Raw genomic sequence first — 19,316 nt, 5'->3', positions numbered from 1 at the left:
ATGGATCAGACCACTAACTTAATCAATGCCGCTTATAATTTATCTATCCGTGACGGATCTTTTTTTGAAAACAATAACTTGATCAGCACCGGTGCGGTTGTTACCAGTACAATACCGAGTACGATCACTTCCAGGTGATTCTTAAGATCGAAATTGAATTCGGCCAGGATCCATTTCTGCAGGAAGTGTCCGGCAAACAGCATACTGAATACCCAGGCAATACAACCTACCACGTTATAGAAAAAGAATTTCTTTTTTTCCATCTGTACAATACCCGCAATGATCGGCGCGAATGTTCTTACGATAGGAATAAAACGCGCGATGATAATTGCACCGCCGCCGTGTTTCTCATAAAAATCATGCGCCTGTACCAGGTAACGCTGTTTGAAGAGCATATTTTCTTTCCAGCTGTACATGGCCGGCCCCACTTTACGGCCAAACCAGTAACCCACGCTGTTGCCTGCGATACCTGCCGCTGAGATCAGTGCCATCAGCATAAACAGGTCCAGTATTTCATTACCGGTAGGATAAAGTTCTCTGGCAATATCGCTGCTGTAGATACCGGCAACGAACAGAAGACTGTCGCCGGGCAGGAAAAAACCTGCAAAAAGACCTGTTTCAGCAAAAACAACGAACAGGATCAGCCAGAGGCCACCGTGTTCGATATAAAACTGTGGCTGCAGTAACTGGCTCCAGTGGAACCCGGCTGATAATATGTCTAACAGTACCATAATAAATTAGCTTGTTGTTGTTGCGGAATGATCTTCCAGTGCGCCTTCCCATTTGCTTACCACGCTTGTGGCAAGTGCATTACCCAGTACGTTGGTTGCAGTTCTGAACATATCGCAGAAATGATCTATCGGCAGGATCAGTGCGATCCCTTCAGGCGGAATGTTGAACATGGCACAGGTAGCGGTTACTACCACCAGCGATGCCCGCGGAACACCTGCTATACCCTTACTGGTAAGCATCAGCACAATCAGCATGGTGAGCTGTGTACCCGTATCGAGATGGATTCCGTAAGCCTGTGCAATGGCGATACTGGCAAATGTCATGTACATCATACTTCCATCCAGGTTGAATGAATACCCCAGCGGTAATATAAATGAAACGATCTTGTCCTTACAGCCGAACCTTTCCAGTTCTTCCGTGAGTTTTGGAAATACCGCTTCGCTGCTCGTGGTACTGAACGCGATGATCAATGGTGATAATATTTTTTTCAGCAGCTCGGGCAGCCTGTTCTTCAGGATCAGGAAACCTACGGTGAGCAGTACCAGCCATAATGCAGCGATGCCAATCAGGAAGAATGCAAGGTATTTGCCATAAAATACGAACACTTCGAGTCCTTTGGTAGCGATCACGGCTGCTATAGCCCCGAATACACCGATAGGCGCGAAATTCATTACATATCCTACCATTTTAAGGATCACATGCGCCACTGCGTCGAGTCCTTTCACCACAACTTTGGCCTTATCGCCCAGTGCGGCTGTTGCAATACCGAAGAAGATACTGAATACCACCAGCTGCAGGATCTCGTTATTGGCCATGGCCTCGATCATACTTTTGGGGAATACATGCTCCACAAATTTCACCAGGCTGAATTCCTGGGTTTTACCTACCAGGTCTTTCGCCCCGCTTACATCTGCATTGCTCAGGTCGATACCCGCACCCGGTTTGAAGAGATTTACCAGCAGCATACCCAGCAAAAGGCTTACCAGGGAAGCTGAAATAAACCAGAGGAGGGCCTTTCCCCCCACGCGGCCTACGGTTTTGAGATCGCCCAGTTTGGCAATACCTACCACCAGGGTAGAAAATACCAGCGGCGCTATGATCATCTGTACCAGCCTTAAGAAGATGGTAGTGAGTAGTTTAATGTTCTTAGAGAAAGATTGTATGGTCTCAGGCGAGGATCCCTGGTGGATCAGGTAACCGAGAATAACACCGGCTACCATGGCAATAATAATATACAGGGTAAGCCTGTTAGATTTCTTCATAAGGGGCATCAATTAGGGTCGCAATATAAGACATAAGTCGTAATGGGGTTCCGTAATAGGGCAAACAGGTTATTTATAAAAGAATTGGCCTGCGAAATGAAGAAATCATTACTTTTCCGAAACTTTTTAAAAGAAAAAATCAACCAAACTGTATTTATGAGTCTATTTGTAAAGAAGCCGCTGGCTCAATTGCTTGCCCAGGCGGAAGACAATGAAAAGGGATTGAAACGTACTCTTGGTGCCGGCAACCTGATTGCATTGGGTATCGGGGCTATCATTGGTGCGGGTCTGTTTGTGAGAACCGCTGCTGCTGCCGGCCAGGCCGCAGGTCCGGGTGTTACCCTTTCATTTATTGTTGCCGCTATCGGCTGTGCATTTGCCGGCCTTTGTTATGCAGAGTTCGCTGCCATGATCCCCATCGCCGGCAGTGCTTATGCATACAGCTATGTAACAATGGGTGAACTGATCGCATGGATCATCGGCTGGGCACTGATCATGGAATATGCACTGGGTGCCGCTACCGTTTCCATCGCTTGGAGCGAATACCTCAACAAACTCTTCGACGGGCGAATACCATATGAATGGTGTCATAGTCCCTTTGAAAGCTTTACAGACTCTGCAGGCGTACTGCATACCGGACTTTTAAATGCACCGGCACTGGTGATCCTGTTGCTGCTGACCCTGCTCCTGATCAAAGGAACTCAGGAATCTGCAACCGTTAATGCCATTATCGTATTCATCAAAGTTGCGATCGTTGTGATCTTCATCGCACTCGGCTGGCAGTTCATCAAACCTGAAAACCATACTCCTTACCTGATCCCTGAAGGTACTGCAGCCGTAACGGACAGTGCAGGTAAAGTGATCGCAGATTATACCGGCGTGTTCAAACATGGCTGGGGTGGTGTACTGGGTGGTGCGGCTATCGTATTCTTCGCATTCATCGGTTTCGATGCGGTATCAACTGCTGCACAGGAAGCTAAAAATCCAAAGCGCGACATGCCGATCGGTATCCTGGGTTCACTCGTAATCTGTACTATTCTTTATATCTTATTCGGACACGTACTGACCGGCGTTGCCAACTGGAAAGACTTCGTTGATCCTGAAAAAGGACGTGAAGCTTCTGTTGCCTACGCGATCTCCAATTACATGCCGGGCTATGGCTGGCTGTCTACCGCGGTAACCGTTGCCATCCTCGCCGGTTTCTCTTCAGTGATCCTGGTGATGCTGATGGGACAAAGCCGTATCTTCTACACCATGAGTAACGACGGCCTGATCCCTAAAGCATTCGGTGACCTGCACCCCAAATACAAAACACCGTACAAGGCAAACTGGATCCTGTTTGTATTCGTAGGTCTGTTCGCGGCATTTGTTCCCGGACACGTTGCTGGTGATCTGACCAGTTTCGGTACCCTGTTCGCATTCGTGCTCGTAAGCATCGGTGTATGGATCCTGAGGGTTAAATCACCAAACATCGAACGTCCTTTCAAAACACCACTGGTGCCCATCGTTCCGTTGCTCGGTGCACTGGTTTGCCTGGGTATGATCGTTGCACTCGACGGCCAGACCCTGAAAGTGGCATTTGCGTGGATGGCACTCGGTCTCGTTGTGTATTTCCTGTACAGCAGAAAGCACAGCAAACTGAAAAACAACCAACCTTAACCGGAATATATCTTTGAAATGAAGGACCGGCCCCGGAAAGGGCCGGTTTCTTTTTTTATGATAAAGCTGAAATTTGGCCCGTAAGAGTTAATTTTGCAGCCTTTCAGGTACCTTTTAACACTATAACAGAAAATCATGGGAAGGATTTTTGAAGTTCGTAAAGCCACGATGTTTGCCCGCTGGGATCGCATGGCCAAGCAGTTTACCCGTATCGGTAAAGAGATCATCATTGCTGTAAAAGCCGGAGGTCCGGATCCTGCCACTAACCCGGCGCTGCGTCGTTGTTTTCAGAATGCACGCAGTGTTGGTATGCCTAAAGACCGCGTGGAAGCAGCTATCAAAAGAGCACAGGGCAAAGACACATCCAACTACGAAGAGATCCTGTATGAAGGTTATGCACCACATGGCGTTGCCCTGCTGGTTGAAACTGCAACCGATAACCATGTGAGAACCGTTGCCAATGTTAAAAGCCACTTCAATAAAGGCGGCGGCGCCATGGGCACAAGCGGCAGTGTAAGCTTTCAGTTCAAAAAAATGGGTGTATTCAAACTGAAGCCGGAAGGACTGAACATCGACGATCTGGAACTGGAACTGATAGACCACGGTCTTGATGAACTCGGCGAAAGCAATGATGATAACGGCAATCCTATTATCGTTTTGCGTTGCGCATTCACCGATTTCGGTAACCTGCAGAAAGCACTCGAAGATAAAGGCCTTAACCCACTGAGTTCAGAACTGGAATGGATCCCTTCCAACACGGTACCTGTTACCGACGAACAGGCAGAAGAAGTAAGTAAACTGATCGAAAGGCTGGAGCAGGACGACGACGTTAACAAAGTATTCCACAACATGGGATAATCATGATACAAAAGCACCATCAGATTACAAACCCCGTCATAATTTTTGATGGGGTTTGTAATTTATGTAACCGGAGTGTTCGGTTTGTGATCAAACATGATCCGCATAAACATTTCCGCTTTGCATCATTGCAGAGTGATGCTGCAAGGCAGTTCCTCGCGGCTCACGATACCGATGCTGCAGATTCAGACAGCTTTATCCTTGCAGAAAATGGCAGGGTCAGCAGGTATTCAACGGCAGCATTAAAGGTATGCAGGCAGCTGAACGGACTATGGCCGCTACTATATGGCCTGATCATCATACCGCCGTTTATACGCAATGCAGTATACCGTTATGTTGCACGCAACAGGTACAAATGGTTTGGCCGCCGGGATAGCTGTATGATACCTTCGGCCGACACCAGCGATAGATTTCTGTAAAATATTTATTCGCTCATTACCGAACGGATACCGGCTATGATCTCTTCAGCATTGGGTTTGCTGAAATAATCACCGTCGCTGCCGTAACCCGGACGATGCGCTTTGCCTGTAATGGTCTTAGGACTTGCATCCAGCCATTTGTAACCGCCCTGTTCTTCCATTACTTTGTTGAACATGTATGCAGCAGCTCCACCCGGCACATCCTCATCGATAAAAATGATCCTGCTTGTTTTCTGCAGTGATTGTAATATGAGATGATTGGTATCGAACGGGAGCAAAGTCTGTACGTCGATGATCTCGCAGCTGATGCCTTCCGCTTCCAGCCGCACTGCGGCATCTTCAATAATACGCAGAATGGAACCATAGGAAACAACCGTGATATCAGAACCTTCGCGCACCACTTCCGGCACACCGAGCGGAACGGTATATTCGAGCAGGTTGGCAGGCATTTTTTCCTTGAGCCTGTAACCGTTCAGACATTCGATAATAATAGCCGGATCATTACCTGCAAGCAGTGTATTGTACATACCTACAGCCTGCACCATGTTCCGTGGAACGCATACATACATCCCGCGCAGGGCGTTGATCACCATACCCATTGGAGAACCGCTGTGCCAGATACCTTCCAGGCGGTGTCCGCGTGAACGGATAATCACCGGGCAGCTCTGCTGACCTTTGGTACGGAAATGCGTTGTAGCTACATCGTCACTCAACGGTTCCAGCCCGTACAGCAGGTAATCCAGGTACTGGATCTCTGCAATCGGCCTGAGGCCTCTTAACGCCATACCGATGGCCTGTCCTACGATGGTCAGCTCGCGGATACCGGTATCCAGTATCCTGTCCTTACCGTGCTTTTCCTGCAGGCCTGCAAAGCCCTGGTTCACATCACCGATATAACCCACGTCTTCTCCGAAAGCATATACTTTAGGATTACTTGCAAAAAGTGCGTCGAAATATTTGTTGAGCACTTCATAACCATTCACGGTTGGTGCATCGAATGGGATCAATGGCTTGATCTCCTCTACGTTCAATGCACTCTTCGGCCCCTGGTTATACAAATGACTGTTGTAAAGCTCTTTGCTTTCTTCAATCAGCGAATCTGCATATTCGCGCAGCAGACCGGCATTAGGTGAATTCGGGGCCGCTTCAACAGCAAGTGCCAGGGTACGCAGCACATCGCGGCGTAATGGTTCCTTGTTCTGCTGGAGTTCTGCAGCATAACGCTGCAGCTGGCCATATACATCGATATCGTTCACCATCATTTCCCTGATCAGTTCTGCGGATTTATCAGCCTGCTGCCTGATAGGTGCTATATATTTATCCCATGCCTTGTTACGGCTCTCGCGGACATGGGCTTTTGCGTCAGCTTCAATATTGGCAATATCTTCTGCAGCAGCCAGTCCGTTTTCGATGAGCCACTCGCGCATTTTCTTCAGGCAATCCCATTCTTTTTCCCATTCCAGTCTTTCAGGACTTTTATAACGCTCATGACTGCCGCTGGTAGAGTGTCCCTGCGGCTGTGTTACTTCTTCCACATGAAAGAGTACAGGAGCATGGTCTTCGCGAAGCGTCTGCAAGGCCTCTTCGAACACTTCACACATGCCGGCATAATCCCAGGCTTTCACCTTGAAGATTCTGAAACCATTCGAATTTTCCGTTTTCTGGAATCCCTTCAGTGCTTCAGAAATAGAACCTTTGGTTGTCTGGAATTGTTTGGGTACAGAAATACCATAGCCATCATCCCATACAAAAACAGCAAGCGGCACCTGCAGTACGCCGGCGGCATTGATGGTTTCCCAGAAATGCCCTTCAGATGTACTGGCATCGCCGATGGTACAGAAACAGATCTCGTTACCATTATGGCTCAGTGATTCCAATGCATCTTTATGTTTCGACTGGCGGAAGCATTTCGAGGCGAAAGCGAGACCGAGCGCTCTTGGCATCTGGCCGGCTGTAGGAGCAATATCGGATGAAATATTTTTACGGTTGGCGAGATCGAGCCAGTTGCCGTTCTCATCCACGAAACGTGTGGCGAAATGGGCATTCATCTGGCGGCCTGCACTGAAAGGATCGTTTTTCAGATCCGGATCGGCATATAACTGGGAAAAATATTGTTCAACGGTAGCCAGTCCTGAAGCGAACATAAAGGTCTGGTCGCGGTAATAACCACTCCGGAAATCACCCTGCCGGAAGAATTTGGCCATTGCGATCTGTGCCACTTCCTTACCATCTCCGAAAATCCCGAACTTGGCCTTTCCTGTCAGTACTTCCCTCCTACCCAGCAAACTCACTTCCCGGCTGACAACAGCAGTCCGGTAATCTTCCAGTACCGCGTTTCTGAAGCCTTCAAAAGAAAGCATATCATTCCTGTATTCTACCGAAGTTGTTGATTCCATGGAGCAAAAATAGGATTACCCGGCGAATAGACTAACGGAAATTAGTTTTATGAAAAAAATGTTACAAACCCGCCAATAACCGCAACAAATCCTAAAATGGCATGAAATTGGAAATGCAGGTTGCTGTACAAAGAAGTTTTGGTAATTTTATCACCAGAAAAGAGAAACAACTATGAAAAAAATAACCTTTTTGATCGCGGCACTGGTATGCGGTTCTTTTGCGTTTTCCCAGAATACTGCCACGCAGGCAAAACCTGCAGATGCAGTGTCTCAGAAAATCGAGTTCAAGAATGCAGAATACAATATGGGTAAGATCACTTTCGGCAAACCTGTTGAGTATGTGGTGGAAATGAAAAATATCAGCCAGGATACCATTACCCTTGCATCTGTACAACCGGCATGCGGCTGTACGGCGCCAACTTTCACGCCGAATGAAAAGATCGCTCCGGGTCAGACCAGCAAGATCACTATCCATTACAGCAGCAATACGATGGGACCATTCACCAAACCAACCACGATTTATTTCGCGGGCGGACTGAGCAAACAGGTAACATTTACAGGAGAAGGTATTCCGGAGCAGGCACCTGCAGCAGCAACCGCAGCTCCCGCGCCACAGAAATCCAAAGTAGTAAGCAATTAATCAACCGCAGTTATGGTAAAACAGTTTCTGACTATTCTCGCTGTTATTTTATGTACGGCTGTTTTCGGCCAGACGGGCATAACTTTCAAAGAATCGAATTTCAAGTTTGGCAAGATCAAACAAAACAAACCGGTTACGCATGAATTTACCTTCACGAATACAGGTGCTAAACCTGTTGTGATAGAATTTGCCAATGCAGAATGCGGTTGTACCACACCCGAATATCCAAAAAATGCGATTCTGAAGGGACAATCGGCCAAGATCAAAGTAACGTACGATGCAGCAACACCAGGTGTTTTCAAGAAAAATGTGAACATCAAATTTGCACACGAACAGCTACCTACTGTACTTACGATCGAGGGTGAAGTAACAACCGGGCAAAAAGGCTAAAGGTTAACCTTATCATATATTTAAAAAGGCAGCTTTCCGGCTGCCTTTTTTGTTTTGCCCACGTTGAGCATGCGTTTATCTTTGCGGCATGTTACAGATCAGTCAACGCGGCCAGGATATGCCCGCCTCCCCCATCAGAAAGCTGGTTCCTTATGCGGAAGCAGCAAAAAAGAAAGGTACCCAAGTATATCACCTCAACATCGGCCAGCCAGATATCGAGACCCCGAAAATGGTACTGGACGCTGTAAGGCACAGTGATTTTAAAGTACTGGAATACAGTCATAGTGCCGGTAACGAAAGCTACCGCAGGAAACTGGTGGAATATTATCATTCTGTAGGGATAGAGGTTAACCACAACCAGATCATTGTAACAACAGGCGGCAGTGAAGCCATTCAGTTCGGTTTCATGGCCTGCCTCGATGCCGGGGATGAAGTGATCATTCCTGAACCTTTCTATGCCAATTACAATGGTTTTGCCGTTGCAGCAGGCGTAAAGGTTATTCCGGTAACTTCTTCCATCGAAAGCGGCTTTGCCCTTCCGCCGATCGAAGAATTCGAGAAAAAGATCACTTCCCGCACCAAAGCGATCGTGATCTGCAACCCCAACAATCCAACAGGCTACTTATACAGTGCCGCAGAAATGGAACAACTTAAAGAGATCATTCTGCGCCATAATCTTTACCTGTTCTCCGACGAAGCATACCGCGAGTTCTGCTATGAAGGTCACCAGGTAAGCGCCATGCACCTGAAAGGCGTTGATGAGAATGTGATCATCATGGATACCATCAGTAAACGATACAGCGCCTGCGGGGGCCGTATCGGTGCATTCATCACCAAAAACCAGTCGGTGCTCGACGCCGCCATGAAATTTGCACAGGCAAGGCTGAGTCCGCCCAGCTTTGCACAGATCGCCGGTGAAGCTGCCATTGACCTGCCTGCAGATTATTTCGATACAACCAAAGCAGAATACAAATCCAGGCGCGACCTGCTGGTAAAACGACTGAATGCCATGGAAGGCGTTTTCTGCCCCAACCCTGGCGGCGCGTTCTATGCTATTGCCCGCTTACCCATCGATGATGCAGATGTTTTCTGCCAGTGGCTGCTGGAAAGCTTCTCTCATGAAGGACAAACCGTAATGCTTGCTCCTGCTACCGGCTTTTACAGCACGCCGGGGTTAGGCAAACAGGAAGTGCGTCTGGCATACGTATTAAATTTAAATGACATAAACAAGGCCATGGATTGTCTGGAAGCGGCGCTGAAAGTATATCCGGGAAGAAAATAATTGATTTTCAATCACTTAAAGTTTAAAAGAATGCCCGTTAAAAAACGGGCATTCTTTTAAATAAACAAATTAAAATATTTTATATTTAATTATTTTTTGAACAATTAGTGATTTATTTTAAATATTTCTTGAAATAATAATTAATTAATAAAATAAATATTTGTTATTTCCGATCGCTTTATTATCTTTGATTCATCAATCAAAACTAACCGCTTTACTACTGAAAGAAGTTCGGGCAAGGGTTAAACAATTATTACTTATCTCTTTTTCTTATATGGCAAGCAATCGAAGACGTCCCCTGTTTCTACAGGGGACTTTCTGTTTACAACCGCTTTTTTACCGCTTGCCGTGTTATTATTGCACATAACCGCACTTAATGTAAGTCAGCCTGATTTTTATTTATCTTGCCTGCGCCGAAATACCCGCCCTAACATGCGGCATTTCCATGTACCATGAAAACGACAAGTTGTATCATCTTCCTTGTATGCATTTTTTTCTGTTCCGGATACGGACAGGGTTATCATTCCGTAAATGGTTCGCCTTTCGGCGGAAGTACCGCAATCAGGAATAATCCTGCAGCAGCTGTTGGCAGCGTATACAAATGGGATGTAAACGTATTGTCGTTCCAGGTAAAACAGGCCACCAATGCACTCATGCTTGATCATTTTTCCCTCGGCAATTACGACAGCGCAGACATCAATATCAAAAGCGGTTATTCGAACAGGAGACTACATAATAACCTGGACCTGGGCCTCCTCGGCTTTCATTACAAATTCAATGATAAACAAGCGATCGCTGTCGGATTAAGGGCGAGGACCTATAACCATATCAAGACCTCAGCTTTTAACTGGTCTGACAGCATCAATGGCTATAATGAATTCTTTAAGCAGAACAGGAATACTGCTTACCTGAGTGGTTTTTTCACGCATGCAGGCTGGATAGAAGGCGACCTGAATTATTCCCAGGTACTGCATGAATCATCTTCGGGCAGACTTACAGGTGGTATTACATTACAGATCATGCGCAGTATTTCAGGCGCTTTTGCCAAAGCCGATAAATTTTCGTTCACGGAGATCAGGAACGGTTCCGATACGGCATACATGCTGGTTGCAGGCGGAGGGGCGGTTGGCTATTCATCCAACTACGACCAGACAGCAACCGGTAATCCTTCCACAAAAGAATTCCTGAAAAACACCAAAACAGGTTTCGGATTAAGCCTTGGGGTTGAATACACAATCTATGACCTGAACAGTTACAATGAAGTAAATGAAGACAATCTTCCCGGTTACTCCTGGAAATTCGGCGCCAGCCTGATGGATATCGGCGCCAACAAATTCGTGTCGAGCATTTATTCTGCGCAGTTCGGCAATTTCAACACCAATATTACCGATACTTCACTGGCAAGGAAATTCAATGGCGTTAACGATATTGAAGGTCTGCACGATACACTTGCCACTGTGTTCAGTTCCTTTGCACCTTACGCCAGTCAGTTCAGCATCAGTATGCCAACAAGGCTTGTTTTGAATGTTGACAAAAGGATCTCGAAGAATGTTTACATCAACGGCGACCTGAGCCTTAATTTCTATTCAAGTGCCGATGCAAGAAAACTACGCACCCGTGAACTGAACCTGCTTACCATTACACCGCGCTGGGAAACCATTGCCTGGGGTGCTTACCTGCCGATACAGTACAATACAGAAGGTCAGTTATGGATCGGGGCAGCAGTAAAGATCGGTCCGCTGGTGGCTGGCATACATAATTTCGGCATCCTCAAAAAGAATCCGCAACTGAACGGCGGGGGTTACCTGATGCTGAATATCCATCCTTTCAGCAGGCGGAAAGTGATCAGCCGCCTCGACTGCCCGGTACGCTAAGCTCTTCTCTTGCCGTTTATATAAATCGCTTTTTGATTGTTGGCCTCCTGCCAAAAAGGATTGAGTTTAGAAAGATTTTTCATTAAACTATTTCATGTGAATCTTTCCTCCTTTTTAACAGCAGCATGCCTGCTCACATTCAGCTTTGCAGCATCATCGCAAACCACCTTTCCCCCTCTCGGCGGCACCATCCTGAATGCCGACGGGCGTTCTGTTGAATCTGCCAGCGTGCACCTTTTAAAACAGAAAGATTCCAGCGTTATTAAAATTGCACTCAGCGACAAACAGGGAAGGTTTCAGCTCGAGCAGATTGCCCCGGGGAAATACCTGCTATCTGTTTCCTACACCGGTCATAAACAGCTGCTGCTGCCGGTTCAGCTTACCACAGACACTGCAGGCCGGCATGTCGGGATTTTACATTTACAGACAGCCGTAGCAGAACTCAGCGGCGTAACCGTTACCAGCAAAAAACCACTGATCGAGTTCAAGGCAGGACGCACTATTGTAAACATCGAATCAGCCATTACAAACGTGGGGGCAACCGCACTGGAGATACTTGAAAAATCGCCGGGCGTAAGTGTTGATAAAAGCGGTGTTATTTCCCTGAAAGGAAGACAGAATGTATTGATCCTTGTTGACGATAAGCCCTCTTACCTTTCAGGTGAAGGATTGATCGCATTGCTGAACAGCCTGCCCGCATCGCAGCTGGAACAACTCGAGATCATGACCAACCCGCCTGCCAAATATGATGCAACCGGAAGCACCGGCATTATCAACATCAAAACAAAAAAAACAAAAACGAAAGGACTGAACGGGAACCTGGCTGTTGCCTACGGACAGGGACGCTATTATAAAAGCAACAACAGCTTCAACCTGAATTACAGGAATAACCGGTTCAACGTTTTTCTTTCTTACGCACTCACAGCCAACCGGAATTTCACCGATCTCTATGCATACAGAACTTACCAACAACCAGTCTTATCTTATTTTGAACAGTTCAGCTACCTCGGCAGTAAGCTTTTCAGCAATACCGGCAGGGGGGGCGTTGATTATTTCCTGAGTGACAAAACCAGCATGGGTATCTCATTCACAGGTTTGAATTCGAGCCGGGATGGTGATGGCCGTAGCCCCGGACAGTGGATGAACGCAGCGGGAGTAAAAGACTCTTCCATTCTGAGCACCAACAGCACCACCAGTGATTGGAAAAATCATGGCGGCAATATTTACCTCAGGCACGCGTTCAGCAAACAACAGGATATTTCGGTTGATCTGGATTACCTGGCTTACAGAACCGAAGGCGAGCAGTTCTTCAACAACACACTTACCGGGACAACAACCACCACAGAGATCTCAAAAGGTGTTCTTCCTGCGGATCTGGTTATTTTTTCAGGAAAGGCCGATTATACACAACAATTATCAAAAGGCAGATTACAGGCGGGCTGGAAATCAGCGCTGGTAAATACAGATAATATTGCCGCATACAGTTATTACAACAACGGTTTATGGGAACCTGATGCAGCCAAAACAAATCATTTCGTTTATAAAGAACGGATACACGCACTGTATCTGTCTGCGTCACAGCATTACGGCAAGTGGGAACTGGATGCCGGCCTGCGTTTTGAATACACGGATTACGATGCCGAACAAAAAGGTAATACAACAAGAAAAGACTCGGCTTTTTCCAGGCAATACGGCAATCTCTTTCCCACTGCACAGCTCACTTATAAGGTGAATGAAACTCATAGTTTTTCATTCAGTGCCGGCAAACGCATTGACAGACCGGCATTTCAGAAACTGAACCCGTTTGTATACCAGATCAATAAATACACTTACCAGAAAGGCAATCCATTCTTCAGGCCGCAGTACACCTGGAATTTCGAAGTAAGCCACCAGTACAAACAGTTGCTTACCACAACAGCGAGCTACGGCATCACTACCGATTATTTCTCGCAGGTATTCCTGAACGATACCAGCGGGATCATCGTATACACAGAGGGCAATCTTGGCAGCATGAAAAATCTTGGCTTATCTGTAAGCACACAGCTTGCACCGGCTGCATGGTGGTCTTTATCTTTCCAGGCAAGCATCAATCACCGTATTATTGAGGGAACAGTGTACAACAGGTTAAAAGCCTCGCTTACCCAGGCCAATCTGAATCTCGGCAATCAGTTCAGGTTAGGGAAAGGCTGGGCGGCAGAATTATCCGGCTTCTTCAATACCAGCCAGCAGGAACTGCAGGAAATCACAGAACCAACCGGGCAGGCGGGCATTGGTATCTCCAAACAGGTATTAAAAAACAAGGGTAGTCTGAAACTGAATGTGCGTGATCTATTTTACACACAGGCCATGAACGGTAATACTACTTTTCAGCAGGCTACTGAATATTTCAGGCTCAAGAGAGATACCCGCGTGGTGAATATTGCATTCAGTTACAGGTTTGGCAAAACCTTTAAGGATACCCGTAAAAACTCAGGTATTTCTGAAGAGATCAGGCGGGTAAGTGCAGGCTGATCAGCAATTAAAACGCATCATACAAATAAAAATCCCGGCATTACCTGCCGGGATTTTTTTGCTCTGGGTATAGTTGGTTAGAAGAGGAATAACTTGTCGCCACCCACTTTTTTCTTAGCCCCGATCGCACGGATATTGTACGTGAAAGTTGCCATGAAATACCTGCCCAGTACGTTGGTGCGGGAAATAGTGGTTCTGTTGCCGGAAGCATACATACTGATGCTTCTGAATTTATCGAGGATATCATTTACACCGATACGCAATACTCCCTTTTCATCTTTGAGCATCGTGAAGTTAACAGCTGCATTCCAGCGGGTGATGTCTTTAGGCAAACCGCCCTGCAGACTTCCGTTGTAGCTGTAGTTGATATTGGTTTCCCAGATCACATGTTTGGGGTAACGCAGGATCGCTTCAGTGTTAACATAATGAGTTACCACATTCAATGGAGTGAAAGTGCTGGAAGTGTACCTCGTAAAGGTATTATTCAAACTATAGCTCGCATTGAGTTCAAGCTTATCGTTGAAGTTCATATTAAATCCGGCCCACTGGTTAATCTGGAAAGATTTTTGCCAGCTTTTTGCTCCATTGTACAAGAGCTGGCTCCTGTTATAAGAGTAATAAGCGCCCATATTCCAGGAAACAATGAATTTCTGATTGTTTTTGTATTGTTTGTTGATGTTGTAGTTTAACCAGAAATTATCAGTACCGTCGGCATTCACAGGCACATTGGTCTGAATACCTTTATTATCTACAGTTACTTCCTGAATCACATCGCTTTTCGAGAAGCTGCCGCCACCATTTGCTCCCACACTCAGGTTACGTTTGGTATTGTTCACAAAGTAATTGAGAGAGATGTTATGCCTTTCTGCAGGTAAAAGGTTGGCATTACCTTTTGAGATAAAATACGGATTGGTATTATCTGTAACAGGCATCAGGTAAGTGTAGAAAGGAAGTGAGATATCTTTACTGTAATTCAGATTAAGGGTTTTATACCTGATCGACAGTACAGGTAACAGGTCATTCCGGTTCTGTTTGATCGGGAAGCCGCTGAAGATATTATCGATATTCTGGATCTGCCATCTTAAAGTTGGTGTGATGTACAGTTCTTTCAGTTTCCATTCAAGACCACCGGATACATAGAAATAATGGCTTTCACGATTGAAAGTGCTGCTTAATGCCGGATTCGGCACATCATAGGCAGTATTGCCGGCATTTGGATTGAACGTATTGATATTGTTATTCAGTTTTGAATACTCGTACCTGCTGCCAAACCTTGCAATCAGGTTCTTGTTCAATGGCTCGCTGTACAGCACGCCCACATTTGCATTCGTTTTAGGAACACCTGTGGAACGCAGCTGTGCAAGCAGCGTATCGTATGCCACAGGATAGATATAATGTGTATTCGAGTTGGTGGTAAAATCAGTGAAGTTGTTGTTGATATCCAGGTTATGCGATATGCTGATCCGTCTTCCCTTTTTCGTTTTAGACGCCCGCGTATATGTAAAGTTATGGCGGTAATAATAGGTCTTCGACTCGTTATTCTGCAATATAAGACCATTGCTCAGCGGACCTAACAGGTTATGCGTGCTGGCAATATTGCTGAAACGGTCTTCGTCTGAAAGGCCTATCGTATAGTTGGCGCTTGCCATGATGGTTGTTACAGAATCGGGATTGAATTTTCCGCCGATACCGATATTATGCGCGTTATTAACCACATCTCCCGTTACCACCGTACTGTTGCGGATAATACTGTCGCCTCTGTATTGGCTTACGTCAGACTCGTTGATCCTGTCTATCAGAATATTGCCATAGAAATACTGTGCAAACAAAGACTGTTTTGAACTCGGTGCGTGGTTAATATTAATACCCAAGCCTTTACTTGCAGCAATACCTCCTGTATTCTGCGATCCGCCAAAGCTGATCCCGTTAACAGAAATCCCGCTGCCGGAGCCATTGTTCCAGATGCTGGTACTCCTGCTGTTGAGATTGCTGTTGCTTCTTTCCAGGCCTGCAGTCTGCATCAGTTCTGTAAAGCTGAAACCCGGACGGTTCAGGTTATTGACATAGCCAAGTAAACTTACCTGCAGCGTATCACGGAATATATTAGCGATAGCTCCTGCTTCATAGCGTTCCTGGTCTCCGGCTCCGGCATATACTTTTCCGAACATGCCTTTTTTGACGCCTTTCTTTAATGTGATATTGACCACCTTACCTACATTGTTCATGTTATCATCGCCATTGCGCAATAATTCTTCTTTATCATCCACTACCTGTACTTTATCGATCACGTTTGCAGGCAGGTTGCGCGATGCCATTTTAGGATCGCTGCCGAAAAAGGTCTTGCCATCTACCAGGATCCTGTTCACGGCTTTTCCGTTTACGGTGATATTACCATCTGCATCTACCTGTACACCGGGCAGCTTTTTCAAAAGGTCTTCCACCAGTGCGTTCGGCAGGGTTTTAAATGCAGAAGCGTTGAATTCAACGGTATCGTTCTTAATCACTACCGGCGGACGTTCCGAGATCACTATTACTTCATCCAGCAGTTTGGAGGTTGTTGATAAGCGTAATGTATCCAGCTGTAAATTGTTTTTTTCGGCTGTTAATGTGAACTCTTTCCGCACAGCACCATAACCGGAGAAAGTAGCGATCATCCGCAAAGGAACATTCAATGGTAAACCCGGCACTTTAAAATCGCCTTCGGGATTACTCAGACGATAGGTAATGATCGCCGTGTCAAGAGCTTTAAATACAGTGACGGTAGCCAGCGGCAATGCTTTTCCGGATGCCGAATCCATCAGTTTTCCGGAAATGGTTCCGCTTTGCGAGAAGGTACAGAGAGAAATCAGCAGCCCTAGTACTGCCAGGAAATTCTTTTTCATAAATTGTCAGTTGCGATTATGTTCTTTTTTTGACCGGGCATGGCAGCGCCAGACCCTCGTTTTGCATAAGAGTTACAAGTAGGTTACAGGTTGGAAAAGAGGAAGGCGTTTTTCAGAAAAACCGGGAGAAGTGGTCGGTAAAAAGGATCAACGGCTTGCGAGGTCCTTATTAGAAAGGAAAATACCGCGGCCATCCAGCTTTACATTGCCGAGATAATAGCCCATGCCGTTATTGGTAAGATATTTTTCTTTGAAGGATTTGTGAAGAAGTTCGGTCATGTCCCGCCCGTCCACGACAAATCTTTTGGAATCGAGTGCGAACCAGCTCTTGTCCATATCAAAAGCTACGCTGCTGGCTTTGATATCTTCTACGATCTTTAACATCTGGTCAGCTGCCGCTTTACGTTGTTCGTTGTGGCGCTTGTTCTGCTGGTCCAGTTTCGCCTTTCTTAGTTCATTCTCAGCTTTACGTGCCTCGGCTGCAATTTTTCTTTTGATAACCTCGCTATTTGCAGCAAGATTCCGCTGTTGCGTTTTATTATTCACTGCCTGCATGTTTTTGGCAACAACATCTTCATTTAATGCAGCTTTCTTATCCGGCGTAACACGAAAATGCTGACCATTATTTTTTTTGAGGCTGTCCGTCTTTTTCATTCTGCTTTCCCCTCCCATTTGGCGTCAGTATTCGCTTTTGTACGCTGCATGTTAACATCCGCGCCCATGGTGAATTTATCCGGTACAGATGACGCACCGGCTTCAGCATTATCTCCTTTTCCGCGCGGTTTTGTTTTCTTCCATTCAGACTTATTGAAATCCATGGATCTTCTGCCATCGTCCGGAGAGTCAAGCTTATCGATCAACTCCTTATAGTCCTTGTAAGATGCTGGATCGATCTTAACCCCGTCGATCACCAGTTCTTTGATCTGATCATTTGTTTTCCTCAGCCTGTAATCATGTCCATCCCTTGAAGTTGCTTCTACTGTCAGTTCCCTGTTTTTATCAACTGTATGACTGTTGGTCGACTTACTGGAAAAATCGGATGATATTGCGGGTGGTACGGGCGGAACAGGTGCAACTACATCAGCAGGTACAGAAGATCTTGGAGCTACGGCCGGTGCTGCAGGAACTGCGGCAGGAGAGCCGGGAACTGATGGTGCTGCGGGTGCTGCCGGTGTGGTTGCCGGAACTGCTTTTCTTTTAGGTGCTACCGGAACTGTATCCATTATGTCACTGGCAGCATGCTCTTCGGCCACTGCGCTAAAAGAACTGATGGATTTTTCCCCACCTGCGTAAACTGTATCGATCTCATGGTGTGCAGCAACCGTTTGTTCCTCTGTTGCTTTTTTGTCCACCGGCGTAACCGTACGTGCTGTAGCAAAAGAGAAAACAAGCAACAGCCCCATTCCCAGTGAGAGAAAACTTTTTTCTGTTGTGTTAAGCGTTTTGTTCCTGCTGTCGATCAGTCGCTTTGCCCTGTTCAGCAGGTGATTCTTTTTACCTGGAAATGTCATAGCATAATTTTTATTTGATAAATTATATTCCTGGAAACTGATTAATGCATTGATGAAATGTGTTTTATTATTGGTCACGGATACTGCAATATCATCGCAGCAATTCTCTCTTTCTTCCCTGATCATCGAAGACAACCATAATAAGGCCGGGTTGAAGAAAAACAATGTTTCAGCAAAGCGTTGCAGGAGATTCACGAAATAATCTATGCGTTTAATATGAGCGAGTTCATGCAGCAGTATTGCTTCGATTTCGTCTTCGGGCAGCCTGGTAATAAGGCCTGCGGGCAATAAGATCACGGGTTTCAGCACACCCATAACCACGGGTACTTTCACCATACCGGATTCGAGCAGGCGGATTGGTTTACCGAGATCCAGTTTCTCTGCAAGTAATGCAAGCTTGCGGCGCCAGTACCCTGAAACCGGCACAACCCTATGGTGTTTGAGCCTCTGTACGTAGACCAGTTCACCGGTGAATTGTACAAACCTCGCAAGGAAAATGATCATCCAGAGGGTCACGATCAGTGAAGCGTTGTTATCAAGGTAATCTTTCATCCTGCTGATCAGTTGCTGGTTATACGTGGCAGTATTATCATCCGTTACAACCTGTACGATCACAGCGTTGTCTGTACTGCTGTAACCAGCTGCTGCAGGAATCTGCTGTTCTGCAAGTGCAGTAGCGTGCTGCCATTCCATAAAGAAAGTTGCAATGCTCACGGTCACAAAAACCATGAACAAAGCCACCAGCAGCCGGTATCTTTTACGGGCTTCCGATTTACGGGTGGCGATCATGGTCACGCCGGTTACAAGCGCCAGTATCAATCCCTGCCAGAGGGAATGAACCAGGGTCCAGCAGATAGCGGATGTCAGTTCCTTGGAGAACAGTACCTGTATCATAAAGGG

14 protein-coding genes are annotated in these 19,316 nt (G+C 46.3%); 8 read left to right on the top strand and 6 right to left on the bottom strand.

Annotated features, from left to right (window positions below; genetic code table 11):
• Positions 1-32 precede the first annotated feature (32 nt).
• Entirely contained in the window at positions 33-731 is a 699-nt protein-coding gene (locus B5D42_RS02805) for a DedA family protein (protein ID WP_078829896.1), read from the bottom strand.
• Positions 732-737: 6 nt separating this feature from the next.
• Positions 738-1,994 (bottom strand): dicarboxylate/amino acid:cation symporter, encoded by a 1,257-nt coding sequence (locus B5D42_RS02800; RefSeq protein ID WP_217698765.1) that lies wholly within the window; start codon positions 1,992-1,994, stop codon positions 738-740.
• Positions 1,995-2,150: 156 nt separating this feature from the next.
• On the opposite strand from B5D42_RS02800, the gene B5D42_RS02795 reads away from it, so the two are divergent.
• The 3 genes from B5D42_RS02795 (at position 2,151) to B5D42_RS02785 (ending at position 4,930) form a co-directional block, all read left to right on the top strand.
• Entirely contained in the window at positions 2,151-3,653 is a 1,503-nt protein-coding gene (locus tag B5D42_RS02795) for an amino acid permease (RefSeq protein WP_078829987.1), read from the top strand.
• Positions 3,654-3,788: 135 nt separating this feature from the next.
• The gene (locus B5D42_RS02790; RefSeq protein WP_078829894.1) at positions 3,789-4,511 is read left to right on the top strand and encodes a YebC/PmpR family DNA-binding transcriptional regulator; all 723 of its coding nucleotides are present in this window, start codon (positions 3,789-3,791) and stop codon (positions 4,509-4,511) included.
• 2 nt (positions 4,512-4,513) lie between these two features.
• A complete protein-coding gene (locus B5D42_RS02785; protein WP_078829893.1) occupies positions 4,514-4,930 on the top strand; it encodes a thiol-disulfide oxidoreductase DCC family protein in 417 nt (138 codons plus the stop codon).
• Positions 4,931-4,935: 5 nt separating this feature from the next.
• Here the strand turns inward: B5D42_RS02785 and B5D42_RS02780 are convergent, their stop codons facing one another.
• Entirely contained in the window at positions 4,936-7,326 is a 2,391-nt protein-coding gene (locus tag B5D42_RS02780) for a thiamine pyrophosphate-dependent enzyme (RefSeq protein WP_078829892.1), read from the bottom strand.
• Positions 7,327-7,498: 172 nt separating this feature from the next.
• On the opposite strand from B5D42_RS02780, the gene B5D42_RS02775 reads away from it, so the two are divergent.
• The 5 genes from B5D42_RS02775 (at position 7,499) to B5D42_RS02755 (ending at position 14,023) form a co-directional block, all read left to right on the top strand.
• Positions 7,499-7,966: a DUF1573 domain-containing protein gene (locus B5D42_RS02775; protein WP_078829891.1), complete on the top strand. Its 468-nt coding sequence runs from the start codon at positions 7,499-7,501 to the stop codon at positions 7,964-7,966.
• A 12-nt stretch (positions 7,967-7,978) separates the two neighbouring features.
• A complete protein-coding gene (locus B5D42_RS02770) occupies positions 7,979-8,356 on the top strand; it encodes a DUF1573 domain-containing protein (protein ID WP_078829890.1) in 378 nt (125 codons plus the stop codon).
• 88 nt (positions 8,357-8,444) lie between these two features.
• On the top strand, positions 8,445-9,638 hold the full coding sequence (locus tag B5D42_RS02765; RefSeq protein WP_078829889.1) for a pyridoxal phosphate-dependent aminotransferase: 1,194 nt from the start codon (positions 8,445-8,447) through the stop codon (positions 9,636-9,638).
• Between the two features lie 452 nt (positions 9,639-10,090).
• Complete coding sequence (locus tag B5D42_RS02760; protein ID WP_078829888.1) at positions 10,091-11,512, top strand: hypothetical protein; 1,422 nt, start codon at positions 10,091-10,093, stop codon at positions 11,510-11,512.
• A 96-nt stretch (positions 11,513-11,608) separates the two neighbouring features.
• A complete protein-coding gene (locus tag B5D42_RS02755; protein ID WP_176112880.1) occupies positions 11,609-14,023 on the top strand; it encodes an outer membrane beta-barrel family protein in 2,415 nt (804 codons plus the stop codon).
• A gap of 77 nt (positions 14,024-14,100) precedes the next feature.
• Here B5D42_RS02755 and B5D42_RS02750 read toward each other — a convergent pair whose 3' ends face one another.
• The 3 genes from B5D42_RS02750 to B5D42_RS02740 all read right to left on the bottom strand — a co-directional run bounded on the left by B5D42_RS02750 (position 14,101) and on the right by B5D42_RS02740 (position 19,310).
• Positions 14,101-16,905, bottom strand: coding sequence for an outer membrane beta-barrel protein (locus tag B5D42_RS02750; RefSeq protein WP_078829886.1), 2,805 nt, complete (start codon positions 16,903-16,905; stop codon positions 14,101-14,103).
• 147 nt (positions 16,906-17,052) lie between these two features.
• Entirely contained in the window at positions 17,053-17,559 is a 507-nt protein-coding gene (locus B5D42_RS02745; protein WP_139366952.1) for a hypothetical protein, read from the bottom strand.
• Positions 17,556-19,310, bottom strand: coding sequence for a M56 family metallopeptidase (locus B5D42_RS02740; RefSeq protein WP_078829884.1), 1,755 nt, complete (start codon positions 19,308-19,310; stop codon positions 17,556-17,558). Before B5D42_RS02740 ends, B5D42_RS02745 begins: the two co-directional genes overlap by 4 nt.
• Between the last annotated feature and the right edge of the window lie 6 nt (positions 19,311-19,316).

Origin of the sequence: Sediminibacterium ginsengisoli (assembly GCF_900167075.1) — a bacterium.
In the GTDB taxonomy this organism is placed as follows: domain Bacteria; phylum Bacteroidota; class Bacteroidia; order Chitinophagales; family Chitinophagaceae; genus Sediminibacterium; species Sediminibacterium ginsengisoli.
The sequence above is the reverse complement of the archived record's forward strand: the minus strand, read 5'-3'. Positions and strand labels throughout refer to the sequence as shown.

Bases quoted from the DNA above. Each gene is read 5' to 3' on its own strand.
- B5D42_RS02740 (WP_078829884.1), bottom strand. From the start codon at position 19,310: ATGATACAGGTACTGTTCTCCAAGGAACTGACATCCGCTATCTGCTGG.
- B5D42_RS02765 (WP_078829889.1), top strand. From the start codon at position 8,445: ATGTTACAGATCAGTCAACGCGGCCAGGATATGCCCGCCTCCCCCATC.
- B5D42_RS02750 (WP_078829886.1), bottom strand. From the start codon at position 16,905: ATGAAAAAGAATTTCCTGGCAGTACTAGGGCTGCTGATTTCTCTCTGT.
- B5D42_RS02800 (WP_217698765.1), bottom strand. From the start codon at position 1,994: ATGAAGAAATCTAACAGGCTTACCCTGTATATTATTATTGCCATGGTA.
- B5D42_RS02770 (WP_078829890.1), top strand. From the start codon at position 7,979: ATGGTAAAACAGTTTCTGACTATTCTCGCTGTTATTTTATGTACGGCT.
- B5D42_RS02785 (WP_078829893.1), top strand. From the start codon at position 4,514: ATGATACAAAAGCACCATCAGATTACAAACCCCGTCATAATTTTTGAT.
- B5D42_RS02775 (WP_078829891.1), top strand. From the start codon at position 7,499: ATGAAAAAAATAACCTTTTTGATCGCGGCACTGGTATGCGGTTCTTTT.
- B5D42_RS02805 (WP_078829896.1), bottom strand. From the start codon at position 731: ATGGTACTGTTAGACATATTATCAGCCGGGTTCCACTGGAGCCAGTTA.
- B5D42_RS02795 (WP_078829987.1), top strand. From the start codon at position 2,151: ATGAGTCTATTTGTAAAGAAGCCGCTGGCTCAATTGCTTGCCCAGGCG.
- B5D42_RS02790 (WP_078829894.1), top strand. From the start codon at position 3,789: ATGGGAAGGATTTTTGAAGTTCGTAAAGCCACGATGTTTGCCCGCTGG.
- B5D42_RS02760 (WP_078829888.1), top strand. From the start codon at position 10,091: ATGAAAACGACAAGTTGTATCATCTTCCTTGTATGCATTTTTTTCTGT.
- B5D42_RS02780 (WP_078829892.1), bottom strand. From the start codon at position 7,326: ATGGAATCAACAACTTCGGTAGAATACAGGAATGATATGCTTTCTTTT.
- B5D42_RS02745 (WP_139366952.1), bottom strand. From the start codon at position 17,559: ATGAAAAAGACGGACAGCCTCAAAAAAAATAATGGTCAGCATTTTCGT.